The 22,768-nt window shown below is 57.7% G+C and carries 20 protein-coding genes; 4 read left to right on the top strand and 16 right to left on the bottom strand.

Annotated elements, in window-relative coordinates; all coding sequences use genetic code 11:
* The 13 genes from ACWFTY_RS12890 to ACWFTY_RS12830 form a co-directional block, all read right to left on the bottom strand.
* Positions 1–234, bottom strand: a complete 234-nt coding sequence (locus ACWFTY_RS12890) for a hypothetical protein (RefSeq protein WP_447524592.1) — start codon at positions 232–234, stop codon at positions 1–3.
* Positions 231–386: a cbb3-type cytochrome oxidase assembly protein CcoS gene (ccoS, locus tag ACWFTY_RS12885; protein ID WP_447524591.1), complete on the bottom strand. Its 156-nt coding sequence runs from the start codon at positions 384–386 to the stop codon at positions 231–233. Before ccoS ends, ACWFTY_RS12890 begins: the two co-directional genes overlap by 4 nt.
* Entirely contained in the window at positions 383–2,506 is a 2,124-nt protein-coding gene (locus ACWFTY_RS12880; protein ID WP_447524590.1) for a heavy metal translocating P-type ATPase, read from the bottom strand. The genes ccoS and ACWFTY_RS12880 overlap by 4 nt, the downstream gene beginning before the upstream one ends.
* Entirely contained in the window at positions 2,503–2,979 is a 477-nt protein-coding gene (locus ACWFTY_RS12875; RefSeq protein ID WP_447524589.1) for a FixH family protein, read from the bottom strand. Before ACWFTY_RS12875 ends, ACWFTY_RS12880 begins: the two co-directional genes overlap by 4 nt.
* Positions 2,976–4,433 carry a cytochrome c oxidase accessory protein CcoG gene (ccoG, locus tag ACWFTY_RS12870; protein ID WP_447524588.1) on the bottom strand — a complete coding sequence of 486 codons (1,458 nt, stop codon included), beginning with the start codon at positions 4,431–4,433 and terminating at the stop codon, positions 2,976–2,978. The genes ACWFTY_RS12875 and ccoG overlap by 4 nt, the downstream gene beginning before the upstream one ends.
* Positions 4,420–5,358 (bottom strand): cytochrome-c oxidase, cbb3-type subunit III, encoded by a 939-nt coding sequence (gene ccoP / locus ACWFTY_RS12865; protein ID WP_447524587.1) that lies wholly within the window; start codon positions 5,356–5,358, stop codon positions 4,420–4,422. Before ccoP ends, ccoG begins: the two co-directional genes overlap by 14 nt.
* Positions 5,348–5,512, bottom strand: coding sequence for a cbb3-type cytochrome c oxidase subunit 3 (locus tag ACWFTY_RS12860; protein WP_447524586.1), 165 nt, complete (start codon positions 5,510–5,512; stop codon positions 5,348–5,350). The genes ccoP and ACWFTY_RS12860 overlap by 11 nt, the downstream gene beginning before the upstream one ends.
* Entirely contained in the window at positions 5,509–6,243 is a 735-nt protein-coding gene (gene ccoO / locus ACWFTY_RS12855; protein ID WP_447524585.1) for a cytochrome-c oxidase, cbb3-type subunit II, read from the bottom strand. Before ccoO ends, ACWFTY_RS12860 begins: the two co-directional genes overlap by 4 nt.
* A gap of 13 nt (positions 6,244–6,256) precedes the next feature.
* Entirely contained in the window at positions 6,257–7,915 is a 1,659-nt protein-coding gene (gene ccoN / locus ACWFTY_RS12850) for a cytochrome-c oxidase, cbb3-type subunit I (protein WP_447524584.1), read from the bottom strand.
* 99 nt (positions 7,916–8,014) lie between these two features.
* Entirely contained in the window at positions 8,015–8,710 is a 696-nt protein-coding gene (locus tag ACWFTY_RS12845) for an endonuclease/exonuclease/phosphatase family protein (protein WP_447524583.1), read from the bottom strand.
* Between the two features lie 18 nt (positions 8,711–8,728).
* The gene (locus tag ACWFTY_RS12840) at positions 8,729–9,271 is read right to left on the bottom strand and encodes a DsrE family protein (RefSeq protein WP_447524582.1); all 543 of its coding nucleotides are present in this window, start codon (positions 9,269–9,271) and stop codon (positions 8,729–8,731) included.
* Between the two features lie 45 nt (positions 9,272–9,316).
* On the bottom strand, positions 9,317–11,107 hold the full coding sequence (ggt, locus tag ACWFTY_RS12835; RefSeq protein WP_447524581.1) for a gamma-glutamyltransferase: 1,791 nt from the start codon (positions 11,105–11,107) through the stop codon (positions 9,317–9,319).
* 83 nt (positions 11,108–11,190) lie between these two features.
* Positions 11,191–11,322: a hypothetical protein gene (locus tag ACWFTY_RS12830; RefSeq protein WP_447524580.1), complete on the bottom strand. Its 132-nt coding sequence runs from the start codon at positions 11,320–11,322 to the stop codon at positions 11,191–11,193.
* A gap of 99 nt (positions 11,323–11,421) precedes the next feature.
* Here ACWFTY_RS12830 and ACWFTY_RS12825 point away from each other — a divergent pair, with 99 nt between their 5' ends.
* The 3 genes from ACWFTY_RS12825 to ACWFTY_RS12815 are packed head-to-tail and all read left to right on the top strand — an operon-like array spanning position 11,422 to position 17,899.
* A complete protein-coding gene (locus ACWFTY_RS12825; RefSeq protein WP_447524579.1) occupies positions 11,422–12,672 on the top strand; it encodes a serine hydrolase domain-containing protein in 1,251 nt (416 codons plus the stop codon).
* Entirely contained in the window at positions 12,669–14,105 is a 1,437-nt protein-coding gene (locus tag ACWFTY_RS12820; RefSeq protein WP_447524578.1) for a metallophosphoesterase, read from the top strand. Before ACWFTY_RS12825 ends, ACWFTY_RS12820 begins: the two co-directional genes overlap by 4 nt.
* A complete protein-coding gene (locus ACWFTY_RS12815; protein WP_447524577.1) occupies positions 14,102–17,899 on the top strand; it encodes a GMC family oxidoreductase N-terminal domain-containing protein in 3,798 nt (1,265 codons plus the stop codon). Before ACWFTY_RS12820 ends, ACWFTY_RS12815 begins: the two co-directional genes overlap by 4 nt.
* A 226-nt stretch (positions 17,900–18,125) precedes the next feature.
* On the opposite strand, the gene ACWFTY_RS12810 is transcribed toward ACWFTY_RS12815, so the two are convergent.
* Complete coding sequence (locus tag ACWFTY_RS12810) at positions 18,126–19,355, bottom strand: GGDEF domain-containing protein (RefSeq protein WP_447524576.1); 1,230 nt, start codon at positions 19,353–19,355, stop codon at positions 18,126–18,128.
* 383 nt (positions 19,356–19,738) lie between these two features.
* Entirely contained in the window at positions 19,739–20,575 is an 837-nt protein-coding gene (locus ACWFTY_RS12805) for a class I SAM-dependent methyltransferase (protein WP_447524575.1), read from the bottom strand.
* Between the two features lie 47 nt (positions 20,576–20,622).
* Between ACWFTY_RS12805 and ACWFTY_RS12800 the strand changes: the two genes are divergently transcribed.
* Positions 20,623–20,769: a hypothetical protein gene (locus tag ACWFTY_RS12800; RefSeq protein ID WP_447524574.1), complete on the top strand. Its 147-nt coding sequence runs from the start codon at positions 20,623–20,625 to the stop codon at positions 20,767–20,769.
* Here the strand turns inward: ACWFTY_RS12800 and ACWFTY_RS12795 are convergent.
* On the bottom strand, positions 20,738–22,525 hold the full coding sequence (locus ACWFTY_RS12795) for an EAL domain-containing protein (protein WP_447524573.1): 1,788 nt from the start codon (positions 22,523–22,525) through the stop codon (positions 20,738–20,740). The genes ACWFTY_RS12800 and ACWFTY_RS12795 overlap by 32 nt on opposite strands.
* Positions 22,526–22,768: the final 243 nt, after the last annotated feature.

The following is a 22,768-nucleotide window of genomic DNA, read 5'->3' as shown; positions in this document are numbered from 1 at the left end:
TCAGCTTTTCGGGGTTTTCTTGCGTGACAGGCAGGCATGGCATGGCTTGGCGCAATCATTCTTGCCATCCTCCTGCTCGACCGGAATCGACACATTTCGCACCTCACCATCGGCAGAGCATAGCTGGATCGTCATCACGTCCGATCTTGCCGACAAGGGCGTGGCCGCCATCGGCAGTGCAATCACCGCGATCGCGAACTGGCTGAGCCTGAATGCTCTGATCCGGCCTATCATGATGGCTCATCCTCGTCCTCGTCGATCAATACCCGCTGGGCGGCGCCGTCGAGATCGTCGAACTGGTCGTTGCGGATCGCCCAGAAAAAGAACACAAGACCGCTAAGCCCCATCAGCAGGGCTACCGGTATCAGGATGGCCAGACCGCTCAATTGGCCGCTCCGTTGAGGCGCAGGGCGTTGCCGACAACGATCAGCGACGAAAGCGACATGGCGATCGCCGCGATTAGCGGCGTGACCATGCCGGTCAGCGCCAGCGGTACGGCGATGATATTATAGCCGATGGCAAGCGCGAAATTCTGGTGGACGATCTGCATGGTGCGCCGCGCGACCTTGATCGACAGTGCCACCGGCATCAGCGATTCGCTGGTAAAGACGGCATCGGCGGCCTGTTGGCCGACATCGCTGGCGGAACCCGGCGCAATCGAGACATGGGCCGCGGCAAGGGCAGGGCCGTCGTTGAGGCCATCGCCAACCATCAGCACCTTGTGCCCGCTTGTCGTCAGGCGGGTGATCGCTTCGACCTTGTCCTGCGGCGAGGCACCGGCCTGGCCGGGAATATCCAGAGTGCGCGAAACCAGCGACACCGAGCGGATATTGTCACCGGATATGATCGAAGCGGGCAATCCCAGCGTCTGCAATTTTGCGATTGCTTCTGAAGCATCCGGCCGGATTTCATCTTGCAGTTGCAGAACGACACTCTCGCCGCCCACGGTTAGCTGGCTGGACAAATGGTCCTCGGACTTCTCGGGCTTGCCGAGCATGACTTTTACACCATCCCAGTTTGCGGTCATGCCTTCGCCGGGCAATTCCTGAATGTCGTCCAGAACGGCGGGTTCGATATCGAGCGCCAGCAATCCGGAGCGGATACCCTTGCTGATCGGATGGCGGCTGGCTTGTGCCAGCGCCAGCGTGATTTGCTTTTGGCTGAGGCTCAAGTCATCGAGATTGACCGGTGTCGGCCGGCCGAGGGTGAGGGTGCCGGTCTTGTCGAACAGCGCATAGTCGACGTCTGCCAGACGCTCCAGTGCGCTGCCGTCCTTGACCATCACGCCTTTGCGCAGCAGCGCTCCCGAAGCCACCACCTGTGCTGCTGGTACCGCAAGGCCGAGTGCGCAAGGGCAGGTGATGATCAGCACGGCGACCGCGATGAGCAAGGATTGATGCCAGCCTGCACCGGCAAACATCCAATAGGCGAATGCGAGTAGCGCGAGGCTGTGAACCGCTGGCGCATAGAAGCGGGCAGCCCGGTCGGCGACGCGGACATAGAAAGAGCGATGCTGTCCGGCCTCGTCCATTAGTCGGGCGATGTCAGAAACACTGGTATCTTCACCGGTGGCGGTGACCCGGACTATGACCGGAGATGACAGATTCAGCGTTCCGGCGAGCGCGATATCGCCCTTGCCCCGGGGCTGCGGTTCGCTTTCACCGGTCATCAGTGAACAGTCGAAACTGCTTGAGCCCGATATTATAACGCCGTCTGCTGCGAGGCTTTCACCGGCCGCAACCATCATCCGCATTTCGGGAAGCAGGTCCTTTGCCGCGACCCAGCGGGTTTTGTCATCATCATCCAGCACCATTGCGCCCGGCGCGGTCTGTTTCAGCAGCGCGCCGATGCCTTCGCGCGCGCGGTCCCGCATCATGCCGTCCAGAACCCGCCCGGCGAGCAGGAAGAACAACAGCATCACCGCGCCATCAAAATAGGCATGGGCACCGCCAGTGGCGGTTTCATAAAGGCTGAGACCGGTTGCCAGCAATATGCCGATCGAGATCGGCACGTCCATATTGGTCCGGCCGTAGCGCAGTGCCATCGCTGCAGACGCGAAGAACGGACGCCCGGAATAGGCAATCACCGGAACGGCGATTAGCGCCGAAAGCCAGTGGAACAGATCGCGCGTGACGCCGGTCGCGCCGGACCAGACGCTGACCGACAACAGCATGATATTCATCATCCCGAAACCGGCTACGGCGAGCGCGCGGATCAGCTTGTCGGTGCTGCCCTTTTCTTCGGACAAGGGATTGTCGGCGAGAATCTGCGCTTCAAAACCGAGTGTCTCGATCTTGCGCTTGAGCTGATCGTCATCCAGTTCCGGCAGATGGGTTATTGCCACTTGCTTGGTCGAGAAATTGACCCGCGACGAAATTATGCCGGGCACGTCGCTCAGGCCGTTCTCGATTTTCGAGATGCAACCGGCGCAGCGGATTGCCGGCACCGCAAAGCGGGATACAATCGACGGCGACTGACTGGCGCTGATAGGCGCGATGGCGTTCACCAGATGTCCCGAACCACGCGCATGTTCTTGTCATCCTGAGTGATGATGATCTTCAGTTTCCAGCGGCCCTCGGGCAGGGGCTGCACGCTCTGATATTCGCCCGAGGCTCCCTGGGTGAAGCTGATCTCGAACGGATCGGATTGACCGATCGGATGTTCTGCAATGGCCTCCATTGTCGCTCCTTGTAGGGGAGCGCCATCACCTGTCGTGATCGCGATGCTCGCCTTGCCAGCCTTGCGAAGCGCTGGGGATACCGTCCAGCCGTGCTCTTCCTGATTGCGCGCCTGTTCCAGCCAGTCATTATATTTCTGGCTCGCGACATAGCTGTTGTCGACGACCGTGCCGCTGAATGTCGACAGGGCAAATTGCGCCATGACCAGATTGACAACGACAACCACGGCGAAAAAGGCAACGATGATCGCCGTTGCATGATAGCCGGTGAATTTCTTCACCGCGGGAGTTTTCTCGCTCATTCGCCTGTCTCCGGTCTTTCGAAAAATACTTCGTCGACATCCTTTGCTTCGGGATCATCGGCAGCGGTGACCGTCAGCGCGAATTCTTCCCGTGCCGGTCCTGTGCCGGGGGCTGCAACGTAAAGCCGCAATCTTGCGATGCTATCGGGCGCGACTTTGGTTATCAGAGTCTGTCCCGCGCCTTCCCGCGATCCGGCGTTGGACCACATCACAGCACCTTTAAGTTCGGTCATGCCGATGACCATGTCGCGCGGACGGGCCTCCATATTGCGCAGATTAATCGTGTAACTGTTGCGGACATGGCCGTCGGCAAGCTGGACATAGACCGGGTTGCGGTCATGATTGGCGCTGATGTCGATACGGGTGCGATTGCCCACCGCAAACAGCATTGCCAGTCCGATCGCACCCCAGATCGTCGAATAGAGGATGGTACGGGGACGAAACAGCGTTTTCAGGATCGGATTGTGCGGTTTGCCGGCCTTTTCCAGCTCGGCATCTTCCAGCGTGGCATAGTCGATCAGTCCGCGCGGACGTCCGACCTGATCCATCACGTTGTCGCAGGCGTCGATGCAAAGCGCGCAGGTGATGCAGCCGATTTGCGGTCCTTCGCGGATATCAATCCCGGTCGGGCACACCGCCACACATTGATTGCAGTCGATGCAGTCGCCGAAGCTACCCGGCTGGGCTTCCGCTTTTTTCACGCTGCCACGCGGTTCGCCGCGCCAGTCCTTATAGGTAACGGTCAGCGATTTCTCATCCATCATCGCGGTCTGGATGCGCGGCCATGGGCACATATAGATGCAAACCTGCTCGCGCATGAAACCACCGAAAATGAAAGTCGTCAGGGTCAGCACAGCGACCGTGGCATAGGCGACAAACGGGGCCTCGCCGGACCAGAAGTCGACAACCAGAGTGGGCGCATCGGCAAAATACATGATCCAGGCGCCACCGGTCCAGAAACCGATGAACAGCCAGATCGACCATTTCAGCAGGCGCTTGCCAATCTTCTTTGGTCCCCAGGGCGCATCCTGCAGCCGGAACTGGGCGTTGCGATCGCCGTCAATCGCGCGTTCGACATGCTGAAACAGGTCGGTCCAGACGGTTTGCGGGCAGGAATAGCCGCACCATGCCCGACCGACAGCCGAGGTGACCAGAAACAGCCCGATCCCCGCCATAACCAGCATACCGGCGACATAGTAAAATTCATGCGGCCAGATTTCGATGCCGAACATGTAAAAGCGCCGGTTGGCAAGGTCGACCAATACGGCCTGGTTCGGTGCGTAAGGCCCGCGATCCCAGCGGATCCATGGCGTGACATAATAGATGGCGAGGGTGATCGCCATGATCACCCATTTCAGCCGCCGGAATGTGCCATTGACCGCCTTGGGAAAAACACTCTTGCGCGATTCATAGAGCTTCAGTTCTGGATCGAGAATTTCTTTAGGATTGCTCATTGCTTGTGACCTGTTCGATCGTATCCTGTTGGATGCTTTCCAGCGCGGGTAGCGTCTCGCCACCGCCCAGAGAATGGACATAGGCGGCGAGCATGCGGATCGTTGCCGGATCAAGCCTCTGGCCCCAGCGTGGCATCACGCCGTAGCGGGCATTGGTGATCGTGTCGGTAAGCGAAGCACGGTCAAGCCCGTAGAGGCTGATCGCATCGGTGAGATTAGGCGCGCCCTGAGTGCGGTCGCCGGTGCCATCGACGCCGTGACAGACAGCGCAATTGGCTTCGAACAACGCCGCTCCACGCGTCGCCGCCTTGCTTTGCTTCTCACGACCGGACAAAAGCCGGACATAAGAGACGAGATCCTGGATTTCATTCGGCTGCAATATACCGTCTCGGCCAAAAGCAGGCATTTGCGAGAAGCGGGTCTGGTCATGATCCGGATTACGGATACCGTGGATCAAGGTATATTCGATCGTTTCGAGATCTCCGCCCCAGAGCCAGTCATCGTCATTGAGATTGGGATAGCCCTTGGAACCCGCAGCACCGGAGCCGTGGCATTGCACGCAATGGACCTTGAACGCCGACCGGCCGCCTTCAATCGCCTGTTGCATAAGTTCGGGACTGCCGTTCAGTTTGCGGATATCGGTCGAAACCAGAGCCTGCCGGATCGGTTCGAGCTGCTTTTGCCGCTCCGCTACCTGCATTTCATAATCGCCGCGGCTGCTCCAGCCGAGCAAGCCTTCGCTGGCCGAGTTGAGCATCGGTATCGCAGGATAGAGAATGACATAACCGATTGCCCAGACGATCGTGGCGTAGAGCGTCAGCAGCCACCAGCGTGGCATTGGCGTGTCGAGTTCCTCGATGCCGTCCCATTCATGGCCTACGGTTTCGGTTCCGGTCGGTTGATCGACGCGTCTTTTATCCGACATCATTCTTGTCCTCGTCAAAAATCATATGGGCGGCTTCTTCATGATTGCGTCCGGCGCCGGGACGAAAGGTCCATCCGACCAGGGTCAGAAAAACCAGTGTCATGAACAAAAGCCCCCAGCTATCGGCGAAATGGCGCAGCGCTTCGTAGTTCATCGGGGCAGCTCCTGCGCTTCACCCGCCTCGAAATCGACCAATGTGCCGATCATCTGCAAATAGGCGACCAGAGCGTCCATTTCGGTGAGCTTGTCCGGATTGCCGTCAAAGTCGCGGACCTGTACCTTGGGATAGCGTTTCTCGAGTTCGGTCGAACTGGCCATCGGGTCGGCCTGAGTTTGCAGGTCTTCGTCCGCTTTCTCGATTGCTTCCTCGGTATAGGGAACGCCGACCCGCTTCATGGCGCGCAAATGGTCGGTCATGTCGCCTGTTTTCAGCTTCTTTTCGGCTAGAAAAGCATAAGGCGGCATGATCGATTCCGGTACAACAGCGCGCGGGTCGGTCAGATGCTGGACATGCCATTCATCCGAATAGCGACCGCCCACCCGGGCGAGATCCGGCCCGGTGCGTTTGGAGCCCCATTGGAACGGATGGTCATACATCGATTCCGCCGCCAGCGAATAATGACCATAGCGCTCCACTTCGTCGCGGAACGGCCGGATCATCTGGCTGTGGCAGGAATAGCATCCTTCGCGGACATAGATATTGCGTCCGGCTAGTTCCAGCGGGGTGTAAGGCCGTACCCCGTCGACTTTCTCGACCGTATTGTCGATCCAGAAAAGCGGGGCGATTTCCACGATCCCGCCGATCGCCACGGTGACCAGAGAGAGTACCGCCAGCAAGGTAATGCTGCGCTCGATTTTCTTATGCTTTTGCGTGAGTGTGGTCATGTTCCTGTCTCCCTCACTCTGCCGGGGCCGCAACGAGCGGCTTGTCAGCGAATTGGTCATAAGGCGTTTCGGTCATCGACTTTTCATCGCGGACCCTGCCTGCAATGGTCATCCAGACATTGTAGACCATGACCGCAGCACCTGCGAGATAGAGCACGCCGCCCGCTGCGCGGATCAGATACATCGGGAACATTGCCGAGACGACTTCGCTGAACGCGTAGACGAGATAGCCATCGTCACCATATTCGCGCCACATCAGGCCCTGCATGATACCGGCGACCCACATCGAAGCGACGTAGAGCACGATACCGATAGTCGCGAGCCAGAAGTGCCAGTTCACCATCCGCAGGCTGTACAGTCTTGGCTTGCCCCAGAGTCGCGGCACCATGAAGTAGAGTGCGGCAAAGGTGATCATGCCGTTCCAGCCGAGTGCACCACTGTGCACATGGCCGATGGTCCAGTCGGTATAATGCGACAGGCTGTTGACCGACTTGATCGACATCATCGGACCTTCGAAGGTGCTCATGCCGTAAAAGGCGAGGGCGAGGACCATCATCCGGATGATTGGATCGGTGCGGATCTTGTCCCATGCGCCGTTCAGCGTCATCAGGCCGTTGATCATGCCGCCCCAGCTTGGCATCCACAGGACGATCGAGAAGACCATGCCCAGCGTCTGCGCCCAGTCGGGCAGCGCGGTATAATGAAGGTGATGTGGACCGGCCCAGATATAGAGGAAGATCAGCGACCAGAAGTGGATGATCGACAGGCGATAGCTGTAGACCGGCCGTTCTGCCTGTTTCGGCACGAAATAATACATCATGCCAAGGAAGCCGGCGGTCAGGAAAAATCCGACTGCGTTATGGCCATACCACCATTGCGTCAGGGCATCCTGTACACCGGCAAAGGCGCTGTAGCTTTTTCCCCCGAGCAGGCTGACCGGCATGGCCAGGTTATTGACCAGATGCAGCATCGCTATGGTTAGAATGAACGCCAGGAAGAACCAGTTGGCGACGTAAATATGCGGCTCGGAGCGTTTGACGATCGTGCCGATAAATACGGCTGCATAGCTGACCCAGACGATGGTGAGCCAGATATCGACATACCATTCGGGCTCGGCATATTCCCTCGACTGGGTGACACCCATCAGATAACCGGTGGCGGCCAGCACGATGAACAGCTGGTAGCCCCAGAAAACAAAACGGGCGAGGCGGGGGAAGGCCAGCCTCGCCCTGCAAGTGCGCTGGACGACGTAGAAACTCGTCGCAATCAGCGCATTGCCTCCGAAAGCAAAAATAACGGCAGATGTGTGAAGCGGGCGGAGACGCCCGAAGGTGGTATATTCCAGACCCAGATTGAGCACCGGAAAGGCAAGCTGCAGAGCTATGAACAGTCCGACGGCAAAACCCGCCATGCCCCAGAACAGGGTGGCGATAACCCCCCAGCGGATCGGATCGTCGTCATATTTGCCGGGATCGGCGGGCGCTTTCAATATCCCGCGCCCGATGGCGGCATAATCCGCCTTGCTGACTGTAACCCAAAGCGCAATCAGGCAGGCGATCATGATGATCGCCATATGCACGGCAAATCCTCCATCCACCGCCAATACCATCGCAACGAATGCCAAAAATACGAGCAGGAACCACCCGCCGGCTTTCACCAATAATTTGTCCATAACGACCTTCCCCGTTTAGTCGGAATGCCGCTACCAGCCCACTGCAGAACGCGACATAGGTAGAGTTACGTATACGGTTCGGCGAAAAGGAACAAGATGTCAGTCGACCGCGATTTTTGCCCAGACCGGTAAATGGTCGGATGCCTTGCGCGCCGAAGGGCTGTCGTGGACCCCCGCCTCGAACGACCGTATGCCATCCGAGTGCATGATCCGGTCGAGTGTCGCGATCGGGCTGCGGGAATGAAAACTCCGGCCGCATTCCACCATCTCGAACGCCTTGCCAAAATCCTTCAGGCAGCCGCCGGCGGCGCTCCATTCGTTGAGATCACCCATCAGCAGCACCGGCACATCTTTCTGCTTTTCCTGTGCCAGCCTGATGATCGCAGCGGCCTGTCGTCTGCGCCACAGGCCGGATAAGTCAAGATGCATGCCGAAAACCGCCAGCTGCTGGCCCGCCAGTTCGAAATGCGCCATGATCGCACCGCGCGGCTCGAGGCAGGGGATATGCATGATATCATGGGCGATCACCGTCGCGGATTTGCGCACCAGTATCGCATTGCCGTGCCAGCCCATGGAATCGGTCTGGACGTCGAGCGGAATGGCGCGAAAATCGCTGTGCATTTCCAGCAGGTTTGTCGGAATGGCTGCTGCCCGCGCGCCAAAGCGGCGATCAGCCTCTTGCAGTGCGATGATATCGGCATCGATTTCGTTCAGCACATCGATGATCCGGCGCGGGTTGCGCCTTCGATCCGTACCTATGCCCTTGTGAATATTGTAACTTGCGACCTTCAACATCTCGGCTTGCTTGTCCGATCAGAAGGGATTGATGGTGAAGCCTTGCTGTTGCAGCAAAGCATGGGCGGTCATCGCGGAGAGGGACATTTTTACGCCCGGGAGAAGATCGGCGTTGGTAATGCCGTGGGCCGCCGCGCTTTGCCCGCAGAGGTAAAATTCCACGCCATGTTGCTGTAATTGCGCGATGGCGGCGGCACTGGCATTCTCCTTGCCGTCTTTGTGCGCCGCGAAAAATTCCTGATTGGTCAGGTCGATGGAAGCTCCGCCATGGACGACGATAGCGAGATGGATGTTCTCCTGCGGAACGCCGGCAGCCACGTGCATGTTGATGAAACGGGCAGCGCTTTCGATCGTGCGGTTGATCTTGTCCGGATCAGCAGCAGTGGAAACGTCGAAACTGATCTTGAATATCGCGTCTTTCGCTACCGGCTCGCTTTGCTGAACCGGCGCGGTCGGACCGAAATCCGCGAACACCGGTCCGGGCTTGAAATTTTCCATCTGGGCCGATGCGGGCTGGGCGAGTGCCAATAGTGGCAGCAGGGCGAGGCGGGATATTTGCATTCTGGTTCCTATTCATTCCGGATGTGAGGCATTCTTGACGTCGCGTCAGTAGCCAATCGCCTGACCATCTTTGCGCATTTCGGTTGCGCCCGTGTAGACGCCGGTTGCGGCGTCACGGGTGATGGCCTGATAGCCGCCAAACATAATGCCGTCGTCAACGATTTTGACAACATGACCCATGGACTTGAGCCGCTCGACGGTTTCGGTTGATATGCCCGGCTCGACATAGAGTATACCCAGAAGATCGGCTTCGGTTCCCGCCAGATCGTCAGTCGGCTGGCGGCCGCCGTCATGGTTCAGGCGCGCAGCATCGCCGGCTTCCTGCAGGTTCATGTCATAATCGACCAGATTAACCATCACCTGGACATGACCCTGGGGCTGCATGCCGCCCCCCATCAGGCCAAAGGACATGAACGGTTTGCCGTCTTTCTTCATGAAGGCGGGAATGATCGTCTGGAACGGGCGCTTGCCCGGCGCATAGGCGTTGGGGTGCTTGGCATCGAGCGAATAGAGTTCGCCGCGATCCTGAAACATGAAGCCGAGGCCGTCGGCAACGAGTCCGCTGCCCATGCCGCGATAGTTTGACTGGATCAGCGACACCATCATCCCGTCCTTGTCGGCAACGGTAAGATAGGTCGTGTCGCCTTCGCCTTCGAGCTTGGGCTCGCCAGGGCCGAAGCCGGGCGTGGCTTTCGCCGGATCGATCAGCGCGAAACGCTCCTTGCCATAGGCGTCCGAGAGCAGCCAATCCAGCGGGGCAGGGGAGACATCCGGATCAGCGTAAAAGCGCGCGACATCCTCAAAGGCGAGGCGTTTGGATTCGGTGATATAATGCAGCACCTCGGCGCTTCCCCGCGGCCATTGGGTCAGGTCGACATTCTTGAGGATATTGGCCATTTGCAGCGCCGCGAAACCCTGAGAGTTTGGCGGCAGCTCGCACAGTTCATAGCCTTTGCGATAGGTAACACAGCCGGGTTCTACCCACAGGCTGCTGTGCGCGGCGAAATCCTCGTAACGCAGATTGCCGCCAATCCGCTTGAAATAGCTGTCGATGGTTTTCGCAATGTCACCCTTGTAAAAGGCATCGCGGCCGCCGGTGGCGATTTTGCTCAGCGTATTGGCGAGATCCGGGTTTTTGAAAATCTCCCCCGCTTTGGGTGCGCCATTCTTGAAATAGGTGTTCCGCGCATTGTCGAAATCACCGATCATATCGAGGCTCTGTTCAAACCGATCGAGATTTCTTTCGAGATAATGACCGATCACGGGCGCGACCGGATGGCCTTCCTCGGCATAGGAAATGGTCGGCGCAAGGATATCGGCCATGCTCAGCTTGCCGAACTTGCCGTGCATTTCGAACCAGGCGTCGACCGTCCCGGGAACGGTGATCGGCATCGGACCGAATGGCGGAATCGTCTTGCTACCCTCGAGCTGCTTGATGAACTGCTTGTAGCTGGTTCCCATCGGGCTTTTGCCCGACCCGTTCAGGCCATATAATTTCTGCGTCTTCGGTTCCCAGATGATGGCAAACAGATCGCCGCCAATGCCGTTGCCGGTCGGCTCCATCAGGCCCAGCGCCGCATTGGCGGCAATCGCCGCATCGACCGCAGAGCCACCTTTTTTGAGAATATCGATAGCGATCTGGCTGGCCAGCGGATGGGCGGTCGCCGCCATACCATGCTGGGCATAGACCGGACTGCGCGACCATGCCTCGCCAACCGGCCTTCCGCCTGCGCCAATATCAAGCGCCGGCTTCTCCGGAGCCGCTGTTTCCTGCGCGGCGGCAGGACTGACCGTGAAAGCAGCCAGGGCAATGGTCGAAAGAAATAGGTTGCGCATGTTATCATCCGTCTTGAAGGGGCACGTGCCTTGCGCGGTGCGAGGCCAATGAGATACCCACTCTAACCAGTCTGCTTCCCGCATCAAGTAGGAACGATCACCAGTGTCTCAATTTGAATATCCACTTCTGGATATTGGCGGGAATTTAGCTTGATTAAACCCAACGCTCGACCAGAAGCGCAAAAAGGCGGGCACTGGAAAGGTAAATCAGCCAATCAGCTTCCTCCGCCGTAACGCAGTATTAACCATATTTCGATAGCCCTTACACCCAGAGCGCGAGGCTTTTTGCCGAAGCGCGTGCGGGGGGCATCATAATGCAGCCATTGAATCGCTTGCTTCATCATGAAGAAAAGCAAAGCGCCGACTCAAACCCATGGACAGGCGGTTATGTCGCTGACGGCTTTGAACCGGTGGCCGATGCTTTTCAGGCATCGATCTTGTCGGGCGCGGCGCTCGGCGCTGCGTGCACCATCATGCATGGAGGCGAAACAATTGTAGATCTGCATGGCGGTTGGAAAGACCGGTCGCAAAAGCAGGTCTGGAGCAGCGATGATATCGCGATGGTCTATTCGCTGACCAAGGGCCTGACCGGGATGGCCGCAGCCGTTGCCGTCTCGCGGGGGCTTTTTGCTTACGACGAACTGGTCGCTGATATTTGGCCCGAGTTTGCCGCCGAGGGCAAAGAGGCGGTCACGGTGGGCGAAGCGCTGTCCGAGCAGGCGGGTCTTGCCGCGATCGATTATAAACTCAGCCTCGAGAATATTGGCGATGAAGCGGCGATCTGCGCCGCCATCGCACGCCAGAAACCCAATTGGACGCCGGGCGACTATTCCGGCAACCACGCCTATACACTCGGTTGGATCGCCAGCGAGCTAATCCACCGCCGCGATCCCGAAGGACGGCGCCTACCCCAGTTCTTCGCCGAGGAAATTGCCGGAACGCTCGGTGAGGACGTCTTCGTCGGCTTGCCCGATAGCTTCGACCGCAATCGCATTGCACGGATTGAAGGGTTCGGCATGCAGGATCTTTTTATCCATCACACCACCATGCCGTGGCCGCTCACCTTCGAGATGTGCCTGCCGGGTATGCTGGCATTCCGCACCCTGAATAACCCTCTGATCCTTGAAGGTCCGGGGGCGCTGGATTGTGAAGCGTTCTGGGGCGTCGGACAAGGGGCTGCCGGCGGCATGGCTTCGGCGCGCGGATTGGCCGCGCTGTACAACGCTTTTGCTGAAGGCGGTGGAAAACTGGGCATCACGCCCGAGGTGATGGATAGCCTTGCCAAGGGCCATCGCCCCCCACGCAAAGGGTTAAAGGACCAGGTGCTGACCGCCGACATGTATTATTCCTATGGCTTCGAAAAACCTTTCAAAGAGTGGGAATATGCTCGCACTCGAAGCGCTTTCGGTAGCTTCGCGGTGGGCGGATCGCTTGCCTTTTGCGATCCTGACGACGGGGTTGCCTACGCCTGGATAACCAACAAGCTCGGCACCGGGAAATGGGACGATCCCCGCGAGAAGATGGTCCGGGATGCATTTTACGCCTGTTTGGAGAACCGCTCATGAGCATTCGACACGTCGTTTTATCCGATCTTCACCTGGGCGCGCGCGACAGCTTGCTGACGCATGTCGATCATAGCGGAGCCATTGCCGAAGGCCCATCGGACGTTCTGGCTGCCTTTGCCAATGGTCTTAGCGAAACGCTGGGTGATCAGGAAAAGCCGCAGCTCGTCCTGCTGGGCGATGCCCTTGACCTCGGCCTGTCGCCTTTCGGCGACGTTTCAAAGAGTTTTCTGCAGCTTTTGGACGCTTTTTACCCTGCGGACGGCCCCGATCTGTTTGATCGCGAGATCATTTATGTCGCCGGCAATCATGACCATCACCTGTGGCGCATTGCGCAGGACAATAGCTTTATTTCCGCGCTAGAGAACGGGGAAATGCCCGGCGATCTGGAAGCCGTCACCAGAATCTTTGGCACACCATCGCACCATTGCCGCTTGATGGAATCCCTGTTCATGCACCGGCCGCATTTGCATGATGCGTCGGTCAGAATAGCCTATCCAAACTGGGGGCTCTGGGACAGCGGAACCAAGCGTGCGGTAGTCATGCATCATGGGCATTATCTCGACGGGATGTATCGTGCGCTTTCGAATATGCGCGCGTTCATCGGAGATGGTGAGGCGCGTCCCGCCACAATGCGTCAGCTGGAGCAGGAGAATGGTCCGTGGATTGACTTCCTGTGGTCCGACCTGGGCAGTGCCGGCGAAATCGGCAGCGACGTGGGCTCACTTTACGAGGTGATGCTGAGCGCAGGGGCCAGCCATGATTTTGCCGAATCTATAGCGCGGCGGATCACGGGCGGTTTGCACGCAAAGCTTGGTCTCAACCCGAAAATGCCGCTTAAATATGGAGTCACGCTGGATAATTTGATCCGGGCCGGCGTCGATCTGACGGCAGGTCGCGCGGCTGAGCGGCAACGCTACGGTTACGGGAATGTGCTGGGTGAAGCCGCGATCGAGGATCTAGGCTGGTATCTCGGCACGCCGCTGGCGACCGAAATGCAACAAGAATTGCCGGACATGCCGCACGAACTTTCCTTCATTTTCGGGCACACGCACAAGCCGTTCCAGGACGAGCTGCTGGTCGATGGCTATAAAGTACCGGTCGGTATTTTCAACACGGGCGGCTGGGTATTGGACGAGCCGACCCTTATGCCTGTGCAAGGCTGTGCCGCGATGCTTGTATCTGATGAGCTGGAAGTCGCTTCGCTGCGGCTGTTCAACGATCCAACCGACGGTGAAATTGCGCCGGTGCGTGTCGAAGGCAACGGCCGCGTGAATCATCTGGTCGACTATGCCGCCGAACGGGTGGAGCGTGCTTCCGCACATTGGGAAGGCTTTTCCCGCATCGTCCACGCCCGCATTGTGGAAGAGGCTGATAATCGGGCCCGCCAATTGCTGGAGCGATCCAGTGAACAGTTGCTGGAGGCAGCAGAATGACCATGCAAAACCGTATCGCACGCAGCCTGGATCAGGCGAAATCGCATTATACCGTTCTCGTCGTCGGCTCGGGTTATGGCGCAGGTGTTGCCGCCTCGCGACTGGCAAGGGCAGGGCAGGACGTGTGCATTCTGGAACGAGGCAAGGAAATGCTTCCCGGTGAATATCCGGACAAGTTATCGGATGCGCAGGGAGCCATGCAATTCAACGTCAAAGGCGGGCGGATCGGGTCGCCGGACGCGCTGTTCGAAGTGCATGTAAACGACGATCAATATGCGCTCGTCGGATGCGGCCTCGGTGGCACATCGCTTATCAACGCAAACGTATCACTGGAGTTGGACAAGCGCCTGCTCGATCAGGAGCATTGGCCCGCCGTCTTCCGGGAAAATCCCCACGCAATCGATCCCTATTACGAGCGCGCGCGTGAGATGCTCTCGCCAAATGTCTATCCTGAGACGCACCCGACACTGGGCAAGCTGGAAGCACTTGAACATTCGGCCCGCGCAATGGACAAGCGCTTCTACAAGACTCCGATCAACGTGACGTTTGAGGACAAGACCAATAAATTCGGCGTGCCTCAGCCAGCCTGCACCAATTGCGGCGACTGTGTTTCGGGCTGCAATGTTGGCGCCAAAAACACCACGCTGATGAATTACCTGCCCGATGCCGTCAATCATGGAGCGGAGGTCTTCACGCAAGCCAACGTGCTATGGATCGAGCGCGATGGAGATGTCTGGCGCGTGCATGTCCAGCACAATGGTGAGGACACAGCTGATACGCCACTGAGCATTACCGCCGACCATGTCGTTCTTGGCGCAGGTTCGCTCGGCTCTACCGAAATCCTGTTGCGGTCACGAGCAAAGGGGCTGTCGCTTTCGGACCGGCTCGGGGCAGGTTTCTCGGGCAATGGCGACGCACTCGGCTTCGCCTATGACAGCTATTTCAAGTCTGAACAGGACGGCGATAGCATTACCGCTGGCCCGATTTACGCAATGGGCGTCGGCACATCGGATGCCGCACCAGAAGCCTATCCCGGCCCATGCATTACCGGTGTCATTGACATGCGGGACAATGACGATCCCGCCAAGGGGCTGGTAATCGAGGAAGGCGTGGTTCCCGGCATCCTTGCAGCCGCATTGGGCCCGGCTTTTTTCTTCGGTGAAGCGCTGGCCGACGGTTTTACCCGTTTTGGTTTCGATCAGATCAAACCGCGCCTGCTGGACGCAAAGGCAATGGGTGAAGCGGTTCAGACCGATCCCGCCAGTATCGCAGAGTGGGCCTATAAAGGCCCGATGGCGCGTACCCAGACCTATCTGGTGATGAGCGTAGATGATAGCGGTGGCGGCCTCGCTCTCGAGGATGACCGCATTGTCATTCATTGGTCCAAGGCGGGCGAACAGCGAGCCTACCGCCGGGATGACGACAAGATGCGCGAAGCGGCTGAGGCGATCGAGGCGCAATATTTCTCCGACCCGCTCTGGTCCGAACCGATGGGACGCAAGCTGATCACAGTGCACCCGATCGGCGGATGCGGCATGGGCGATGATGCCATGTCAGGCGTTGTCGACGACAGCTGCCGTGTTTTCGCGGGCACCAGCGGGACTGACGTCCATCCGGGTCTTTACGTGTGTGACGGTGCCGCGCTCCCCGCGGCAGTTGGGGTCAATCCATTGCTGACGATCACAGCAGTGGCCGAACGCGCGGTGGAGAAGCTGGCTCTCCGCCAGGGTTGGACCATCGACTATGCGCTAGACGCGGAAACACCCCTTGCGCAGGAGATACCTGCGAAAGCCGAGGTGGCTGCTGAGACGCAATTGGTTGTGCATGGTGACGGTCTGAAGCTGTCCATCGCCAAATGGGTAGGTGGCTATGCCATCGGGCCGGTCACCGATGCGGTTACCCAAGCGTCCAGGCATTTCGAAAGCGGCGCCATCGATGATGGGAAAGCCGCTATCCGCAAGCTGGTGCAAGAACATCCCGAGGCCATGAGCCCGGGTTTGGCCTTCACCGAGACCATGGCGGGCCATATCAGCGCTACCGGTTGTCACCATCGGCCCTGCGGACATTCTGAACGAATTCGAGACGATTACGTCAACGGCGCGGCCTGGGGACAGGCGGAAAGCGGTGCATGCAGCTTCCGGTTGACGGTCACGACTGACAATCTCCACCGCATGATCGACGACCCGCAGCACCGTTCACGGATAACGGGCGAAGTGCTGGTTAGCGCAATCTCGCCGGATCCGTTGCCGGTGCGTGAAGGTGTTTTCCGCCTGCTTGTTGCCGATCCGGACAAGGCAGAGAGCTGGAAAATGCTCTATGACATGGTGCTCGAAGGACCAGATGGTCCGATCCATTTCCACGGTTTCAAGACATTGGAGCAGCGCGGAAAGTCGGATCCCTGGACCGACCTGACGACTTTGTTTATCACTCTCCGCCGCGGCGACGACGCGAATGGCGAGTTGATAGGGCGCGGCGTGTTAAAGCTCGGAATTGACGAGTTCATGCAGCAATTGAATACGATCACTGTCCATGATGCGGACACGTTGGTCGGCCATGTCATCAATCTCATCCCCCGCGCCCGCAAGGCCATAGAAGCCTATTTCGTCGCCAAATTTGGCGGTTTCTTCGCGATGACCATATTCCGCGCCTATGGCGGGATGCTGGCGACGCTCAACGATTTTGCGAGCACGGACGCTGAATCCTTGTTGCCGCGGACAATGCACCTGCCGCCGCCCGAGCGCCATGTCGTTGCAACCGGTGACGGCGTAAATATCGGCCTGACCCGCTATCGCGGTGGATCACGAGGTCCGCTGGTGCTGGCACCGGGATTTTCCGTGCGGGCGTCCAGCTTCGCCACCCCGACGGTTGACGAGAACCTCACAGAGAGCCTTGTTGCGCAAGGCTATGATGTATGGTTGTTCGACTATCGCGCCAGCGCGGATTCGGGCAACGATACCGAACATCCTCCCGAATTCACTATCGACGATATAGCCCGCCACGATTGGCCTGCGGCGATCGCGGAAATACGTTCGGTGACCGGGGCCGATAGCGTCCAGGCATTGGCGCATTGTGTCGGTTCGATGAGCCTGTTGATGGGCATAGGCGCTGGCTGGGTAACGCACGTCCGCTCGCTCATCGTTTCGCAGCTCACCCTGCATCCGGTGACCGATTGGCTTAACTATATGAAGGCTGATCTTGGCGTAGCGGGCATGCTCGGCCAGATTTCTCTGCTGGACGGGCACATCGATTTCGTTAGCCAAGGCACAGAGACCGACTACGAAATTGATGCGATCGCGTACCAGATGCCCGTCCCTGAAGGCCAGGCATGCAAGAACCCGACGTGCCGCCGCGTTTTCGGTGTCTTTGGCCCAAGCTGGGACCATCGCCAACTGGGCCATGATACGCATCTAGCGCTAGGCAGCATGTTCAGCCGCGTCTCGCTGTCACCATTCAAACAGTTGCAGGAGATCATGCGCAAGGGGTTGGCCGTCGATGCGGATGGCAAGCCGGCTTACACCGATGACGACGCCGCGCGCCGTCTGGCCTTGCCAATAAGCTTCCTCTCGGGGGCTACCAACCAGATCTTCTATCCCGAAAGCGGACAGCGCACGCGGGCCTGGCTGTCGCAGCACAACGGCAAATCCTTGTACCGCCACCGGATAATTCCCGATTATGGCCACATGGATCTATTCATCGGCAGGAACGCGCATCGCGATGTGACCCCGTGGATTCTGGAAGAACTGGAAAGGCTTGATCAACAGGCCGCACCCGGAGCAGATCGCAAGACCGGCTGACGCGGTCCCATTTCGGTTGTGAGACCTTCGGTTAAATCCGGTGCGATGATCATATCGCCTTCGCGAGTTTCCTCACTGCCCCGTTCGAGCGCAGATGACTCCCATGAACCTGATGTAATTTGGGTTAGCGCAGTCGCGCGAAGCGACAGCCCAGCGATTTCGAGAATATATTGTTTAGGCGCAGTCCGCTAAGTAGGGTGTCCAGCAGTGTCCAGCGGACTATCGATCAGCTCAAGGCGCGCTTGAATTCGATCAGTTCCGATTTTGGTTCGGGCGTGGCCGCTTCCGGACGGCGTTCCGCTTCCAGATGGCGTTCCTCGGCATTCTCGACACGGTTTCGGCCACTCGACTTGGCCCTGTAGAGCGCAGCATCGGCTCGTCCGAACATCTGCTCGTAGGTCTCCCCATCACGCGCTGTGGCCACACCAAAACTCGCAGTCAGACGGACATCATTGCTCAGGCCGGAATGCTGGAGACCTTCGAATGCCTGCCTGATTCGGTCGGCCAACTGTTCAGCAGCGTTATTAGGGCAATTCCAGATCGCGATGCAGAATTCCTCCCCGCCGATTCGGCCGGCCGTGTCGCATCCACGCACCATCTTTCGAATGAGTTTGCCAATGCCCGCGATCGCCTGATCGCCCGCCTGATGGCCCCAAATGTCGTTTACCTTCTTGAAGTGGTCGATATCGACCACCACCAAGCTGAGCGGGCGTCCTTCCGTCTGCGCACGTGGGAGAAGATTCCGCATCGAGTCTTCAAACGCCCCCCGGTTGCGTAGCCCGCTTAGGGCATCGCGCTCACTGCTTTCACGCAGGACGGTAGTCCATTCGGCGATCGTCGCACCCATCAGAACCATCGCGGTGGCAATGGATTTTATCCCGAGCACGAGCCCGATCAGCGAATAGTAGATCGAGTCCCGGTAGATGTCCGCAGAGATCGATTGCTCGAACATCAGGGTCGTGACGGGTCTGATGAAGAAATCGGCTGCTTGAAATGCCATGACCGCTATAATCGCGACATCGATCAAATTACGGCGGGGTGCCATAAGGAGCGTCGTCACTCCCATGGTGAACATGGCCCCATAACCCATATTGACCAGGACCAGTCGGGGACCGACATCGTCGGAGAGGCTCACCATCAGCCCCAGCACCAAGGCGCTGATCACGTAAACGACTGCAAAGCTGCCCAGATGGATCCGCAGCCCGGCGCGCTCACACACCGATGCCACAAATATAGTCGTGCCAAGACTGTAGAGCGCCTGCGTCGTGTGAAAGAGGTAGAACGCGTCGCGGGGAAGGAAATGGGTGGCCAAGAACCCCAATGTGAACAGGCCACTGGAAATGGCAAAGCCAAGCACGTGACGCTTCATTCGTCCCATACGCCAAAAAACCGCGAATGTCGCTGCGAAGAACAGCGACATGAGCGGAGTTACCAGTCCAAGAATTTGCGTTTGCATTGACTCGTCGTGCTCCTTGCGCTGCGGCTTAGACCAATAAGGTTAATGACGCGTTTCGGAGACTCACGTCGTCCACGGATTTTTGGCTGTCTCATGCAATTGACTGTTGCGACGAGCCCAATTTGCCTCGCACCCTCCAGCGCTCTATCCGCGCGCGGTTATTCTAACTCACGTGGGATACGTTCGAAGGACATGCCCGAGGGCCGCATAATAGGCCTATAGCATGAAGAGCATTTCCAAGGCTTCTCCGGCAAACGTCCGCTTTCCAACCACTTGCGGTCAATCTCCATCAAAGCCGATGTCCGCTTTCGGAGGCGGTTTCAACCGGTCAGGCACGTCCCGGTATCGGGTTGAAGCAGCGGCGCGAAAATAACTGCGCAATTTTACTCCGAACGGATCAACCCCGCCTCGCGCATCAGCGTCTCCAGCTTTATGCCGCTAAAACCATAAGCCGTTTTATAGGCTTCATATTGCTCGAGATATTTGGGGGACGGTTTGTTCTTCTTGATGGCTGTAATCAGCGTGTTTTTTTGTGTGTGCTCGGTAGAGACGAAATCGATGACATCGACCTGATAGCCCTGTGACCGGAGCAGCATCACGCGGCTGTTGTCGGTGATCAGGTCCGCCTGTTTTTGCAGAAACAGGCCGTGGGAGATGAATTTGCGGTTCGCGGTCTCGCTCTTCTGCAGGTCGACCAGAACCTCGTGCTGGCAGCAGGGGGCGCAGACGATCAATTTGGATTTCGACCTTATGCCATAGAATAAGGCGTCATCCGTCGCCGTGTCGCAGGCGTGCAAGGCGATGATTGCATCATAATAGCCCTGAACAAAATCCTCCGCTTTCATATTGTGAAAGGCCAGATTTTCAAAGCCGGATGCCTGCGCCGCTTCATTGCAGAGATCGACCATCTCCGAGCGCGTATCGACGCCGTCGATCTTGGGATTGAGCCCGGCTTTTGCGAGCTGATCATACATCGCGAAGGTCAGATAACCTTTGCCCGAACCGATATCCAAAACCTTGACCCGCTTCTGCTTTACCGCCTGGGTCCGCTCGATCCGCTCGATGAAAATCTCGACAAAGCGACAGATCTGACGATATTTCGCATATTTATTGGGCTTGATCTCACCGGCGTCGTTTGAAACGCCGAGCGCCTTCAGAAACAGGCTGTCGCTTTTGATGAGGTAGTTCTTGTCGCGGTTATGGGGTTTTGTGTCGGTCATCGGCTTGGCCATAAATAAATCTGCCGGAATTGATAGTATTTTGGTGGATGATCGATTTCGGCATTTCGGGCCGCCGGTCGAGGGTGGCTGTCGTCGGCTGGAAAGCGATGCTTGGTCTGTACCGGCTAGCCCTGACGAAGACAAATGTTTCGAACAAGCCGGTCAGCCTGTCTTGCGCACCGGCTCTCGATTGAGGATAGGATCTTCGTTTTGGAGCTGGATTGCTTTCCTCAGGGGGGCAAGGCTGACTGGTCTGCTGAGCAGAAACCCCTGCAATGCATCGAATCCGAGTGTCCCGGCGAGTATCTTTTCCTCTTCGGTTGCGATGCCCTCGCATACCGTGCTGGCGCCGAGAGCTTTGGCCATATGGATGATCGAGACAAGGAAATCGATCAGGTGCGGCCTTTCATTGATAGTGTTGATCAGAGAGCGATCTACTTTCAGGACATTCACAGGAAGATCCAGCAACGTCCTGTAATTCGCATAACCACTGCCAAAGTCGTCCAACGCAATTTTGATGCCTGCTGCGCTCAATTCTTCGAGGTTGCTGCGCGCAGTTTGCGACTTGTCCATGACTGCAGTCTCGATAATCTCGATCAGAACCGCGCTGGGGTCGATTTTATATTCCTCCAGAATATCGAGAAGGTTCCTTGCATATCCAAGCGAAGCGACATCACTCGGACTCGCATTTACCGAGAAATAGTCGATGCTCCCGTTATCCAAAAACTCGGCGAGCTCGGTGCATGCCCGTCTGAGTACGATTTGGTCCAGATGGACCAACAGGCCCAATCGCCCGGCAAGCAAAATAAATTCGTCCGGCAAGATGGGGCCCAGTTCCGGATGCGTCCAACGCGCCAAAACTTCTACACCCCGGATGCGTCCTTCGCGAGCATCGAAAATCGGCTGGTATACAGCCGATATCTTGCCATGCTCGATTGCCGTTCTCAGGCCGGCTTCCAGCTGTCGCAACCGCAAGTCATCTGCATGGTCCGAAGCCTCGAATATTCGAATACGCCCTTTGCCGGCTTTTTTGGCCTTCATGAGAGCAAGATCGGCATAATGCTTCAACTCGCTGAGATTCTTTGTGTCGAACGGGTAGCGTGTAAGACCGAGAGAGCCCGATGCATCTACGTCTCGTTTAAATTCACTGATGGGACGAAAGACATGATCGGCCATTCGCTGAAGCTGTTCTTCAACCTGCTCTGTTGACTGCCCGGCGCACTCCAGCAGCACTGCAAATTCGTCACCGCCCAGACGGGACACGGAGAAAATGGAGCCCATGGCTTTCAACCTGTCAGCCACTTGGCACAGCACCCGATCGCCCATTCGGTGTCCGAATGTATCATTTATATGCTTGAAATCGTCGAGATCGATATAGGCGAGCGTAAATGAGCCGGACCGCTCGTCATAGCGCTTGGAAAGCAACTGCAGGTCGGACTGGAAGCCGAGACGGTTTCCGACTTTTGTCAGCGGATCGGTCTGGGCGAGACTTTGGGCATCTTCGCGATCACGTTCAAGATCCCGCAACCGCTTTTCATATTGCTTGGCGTGGCCGTCTGCCTTGCTTTGCAACTGAGACAGCAAGAGGTTGTTCGTTTCCTGGGCCGTCTTGTGTTCTAAACGCGCTTTCCTGAGATCTTCCGGGCTCGCCACGGCTTCGATAATCACCCCGATCAGGCCGGGCTTTCCATCTTCAAGCGTTATGGGAAATTTTCGTGTGAGTGCGAATGTACCTTCGCCAATTTCTTCGAAACTCGTACTTGTCTGCCCGCTGAACACGAGATCGTCTTCTCTCCAGAAGACGTCGATTTGTTCTTCATCGAAAAGGCTCGTGTCGTCCCGCCCGATGAAGTCGTCGATACCGATCAGAGTGACGAAAGCCTGATTGCCGTAAATCCAGGTATGGTCCGCAGCCTTGGCGAAAACTGGCAGCGGCAGCGCATCCAGCATCTGTTTGATTTCAGTTGCGGGCAGCATCGCTCAAGATGATCCTGTGATCGCTGCCGTGCGACAGGCCGAGGGCCGGAGGAACCGGAATCTTTCATCAATCACGACTTGGGTGTTTTTCGACCGTGTTGAAGCTGGCTTTGCAATCGCAATCAACCTCTTTGCGATTATACTGGAAGAAAAGCCGCACACCCGTTCTGTTAGCGGGCCGGGTTTACGTTGCTGCTTCCTTGTCGGCTCGAACTC

It is taken from the genome of Parasphingorhabdus sp. NYA22 (assembly GCF_976973735.1).
Note: the sequence above shows the minus strand (reverse complement) of the source record. Positions and strands in the feature narration are given on the sequence as shown.

Bases quoted from the DNA above. Each gene is read 5' to 3' on its own strand.
- ACWFTY_RS12890 (WP_447524592.1), bottom strand. From the start codon at position 234: ATGATAGGCCGGATCAGAGCATTCAGGCTCAGCCAGTTCGCGATCGCG.
- ACWFTY_RS12875 (WP_447524589.1), bottom strand. From the start codon at position 2,979: ATGAGCGAGAAAACTCCCGCGGTGAAGAAATTCACCGGCTATCATGCA.
- ccoG (WP_447524588.1), bottom strand. From the start codon at position 4,433: ATGAGCAATCCTAAAGAAATTCTCGATCCAGAACTGAAGCTCTATGAA.
- ccoP (WP_447524587.1), bottom strand. From the start codon at position 5,358: ATGTCGGATAAAAGACGCGTCGATCAACCGACCGGAACCGAAACCGTA.
- ACWFTY_RS12860 (WP_447524586.1), bottom strand. From the start codon at position 5,512: ATGAACTACGAAGCGCTGCGCCATTTCGCCGATAGCTGGGGGCTTTTG.
- ccoO (WP_447524585.1), bottom strand. From the start codon at position 6,243: ATGACCACACTCACGCAAAAGCATAAGAAAATCGAGCGCAGCATTACC.
- ccoN (WP_447524584.1), bottom strand. From the start codon at position 7,915: ATGGACAAATTATTGGTGAAAGCCGGCGGGTGGTTCCTGCTCGTATTT.
- ACWFTY_RS12845 (WP_447524583.1), bottom strand. From the start codon at position 8,710: ATGTTGAAGGTCGCAAGTTACAATATTCACAAGGGCATAGGTACGGAT.
- ACWFTY_RS12840 (WP_447524582.1), bottom strand. From the start codon at position 9,271: ATGCAAATATCCCGCCTCGCCCTGCTGCCACTATTGGCACTCGCCCAG.
- ggt (WP_447524581.1), bottom strand. From the start codon at position 11,107: ATGCGCAACCTATTTCTTTCGACCATTGCCCTGGCTGCTTTCACGGTC.
- ACWFTY_RS12825 (WP_447524579.1), top strand. From the start codon at position 11,422: ATGCAGCCATTGAATCGCTTGCTTCATCATGAAGAAAAGCAAAGCGCC.
- ACWFTY_RS12820 (WP_447524578.1), top strand. From the start codon at position 12,669: ATGAGCATTCGACACGTCGTTTTATCCGATCTTCACCTGGGCGCGCGC.
- ACWFTY_RS12815 (WP_447524577.1), top strand. From the start codon at position 14,102: ATGACCATGCAAAACCGTATCGCACGCAGCCTGGATCAGGCGAAATCG.
- ACWFTY_RS12810 (WP_447524576.1), bottom strand. From the start codon at position 19,355: ATGCAAACGCAAATTCTTGGACTGGTAACTCCGCTCATGTCGCTGTTC.
- ACWFTY_RS12805 (WP_447524575.1), bottom strand. From the start codon at position 20,575: ATGACCGACACAAAACCCCATAACCGCGACAAGAACTACCTCATCAAA.
- ACWFTY_RS12800 (WP_447524574.1), top strand. From the start codon at position 20,623: ATGATCGATTTCGGCATTTCGGGCCGCCGGTCGAGGGTGGCTGTCGTC.
- ACWFTY_RS12795 (WP_447524573.1), bottom strand. From the start codon at position 22,525: ATGCTGGATGCGCTGCCGCTGCCAGTTTTCGCCAAGGCTGCGGACCAT.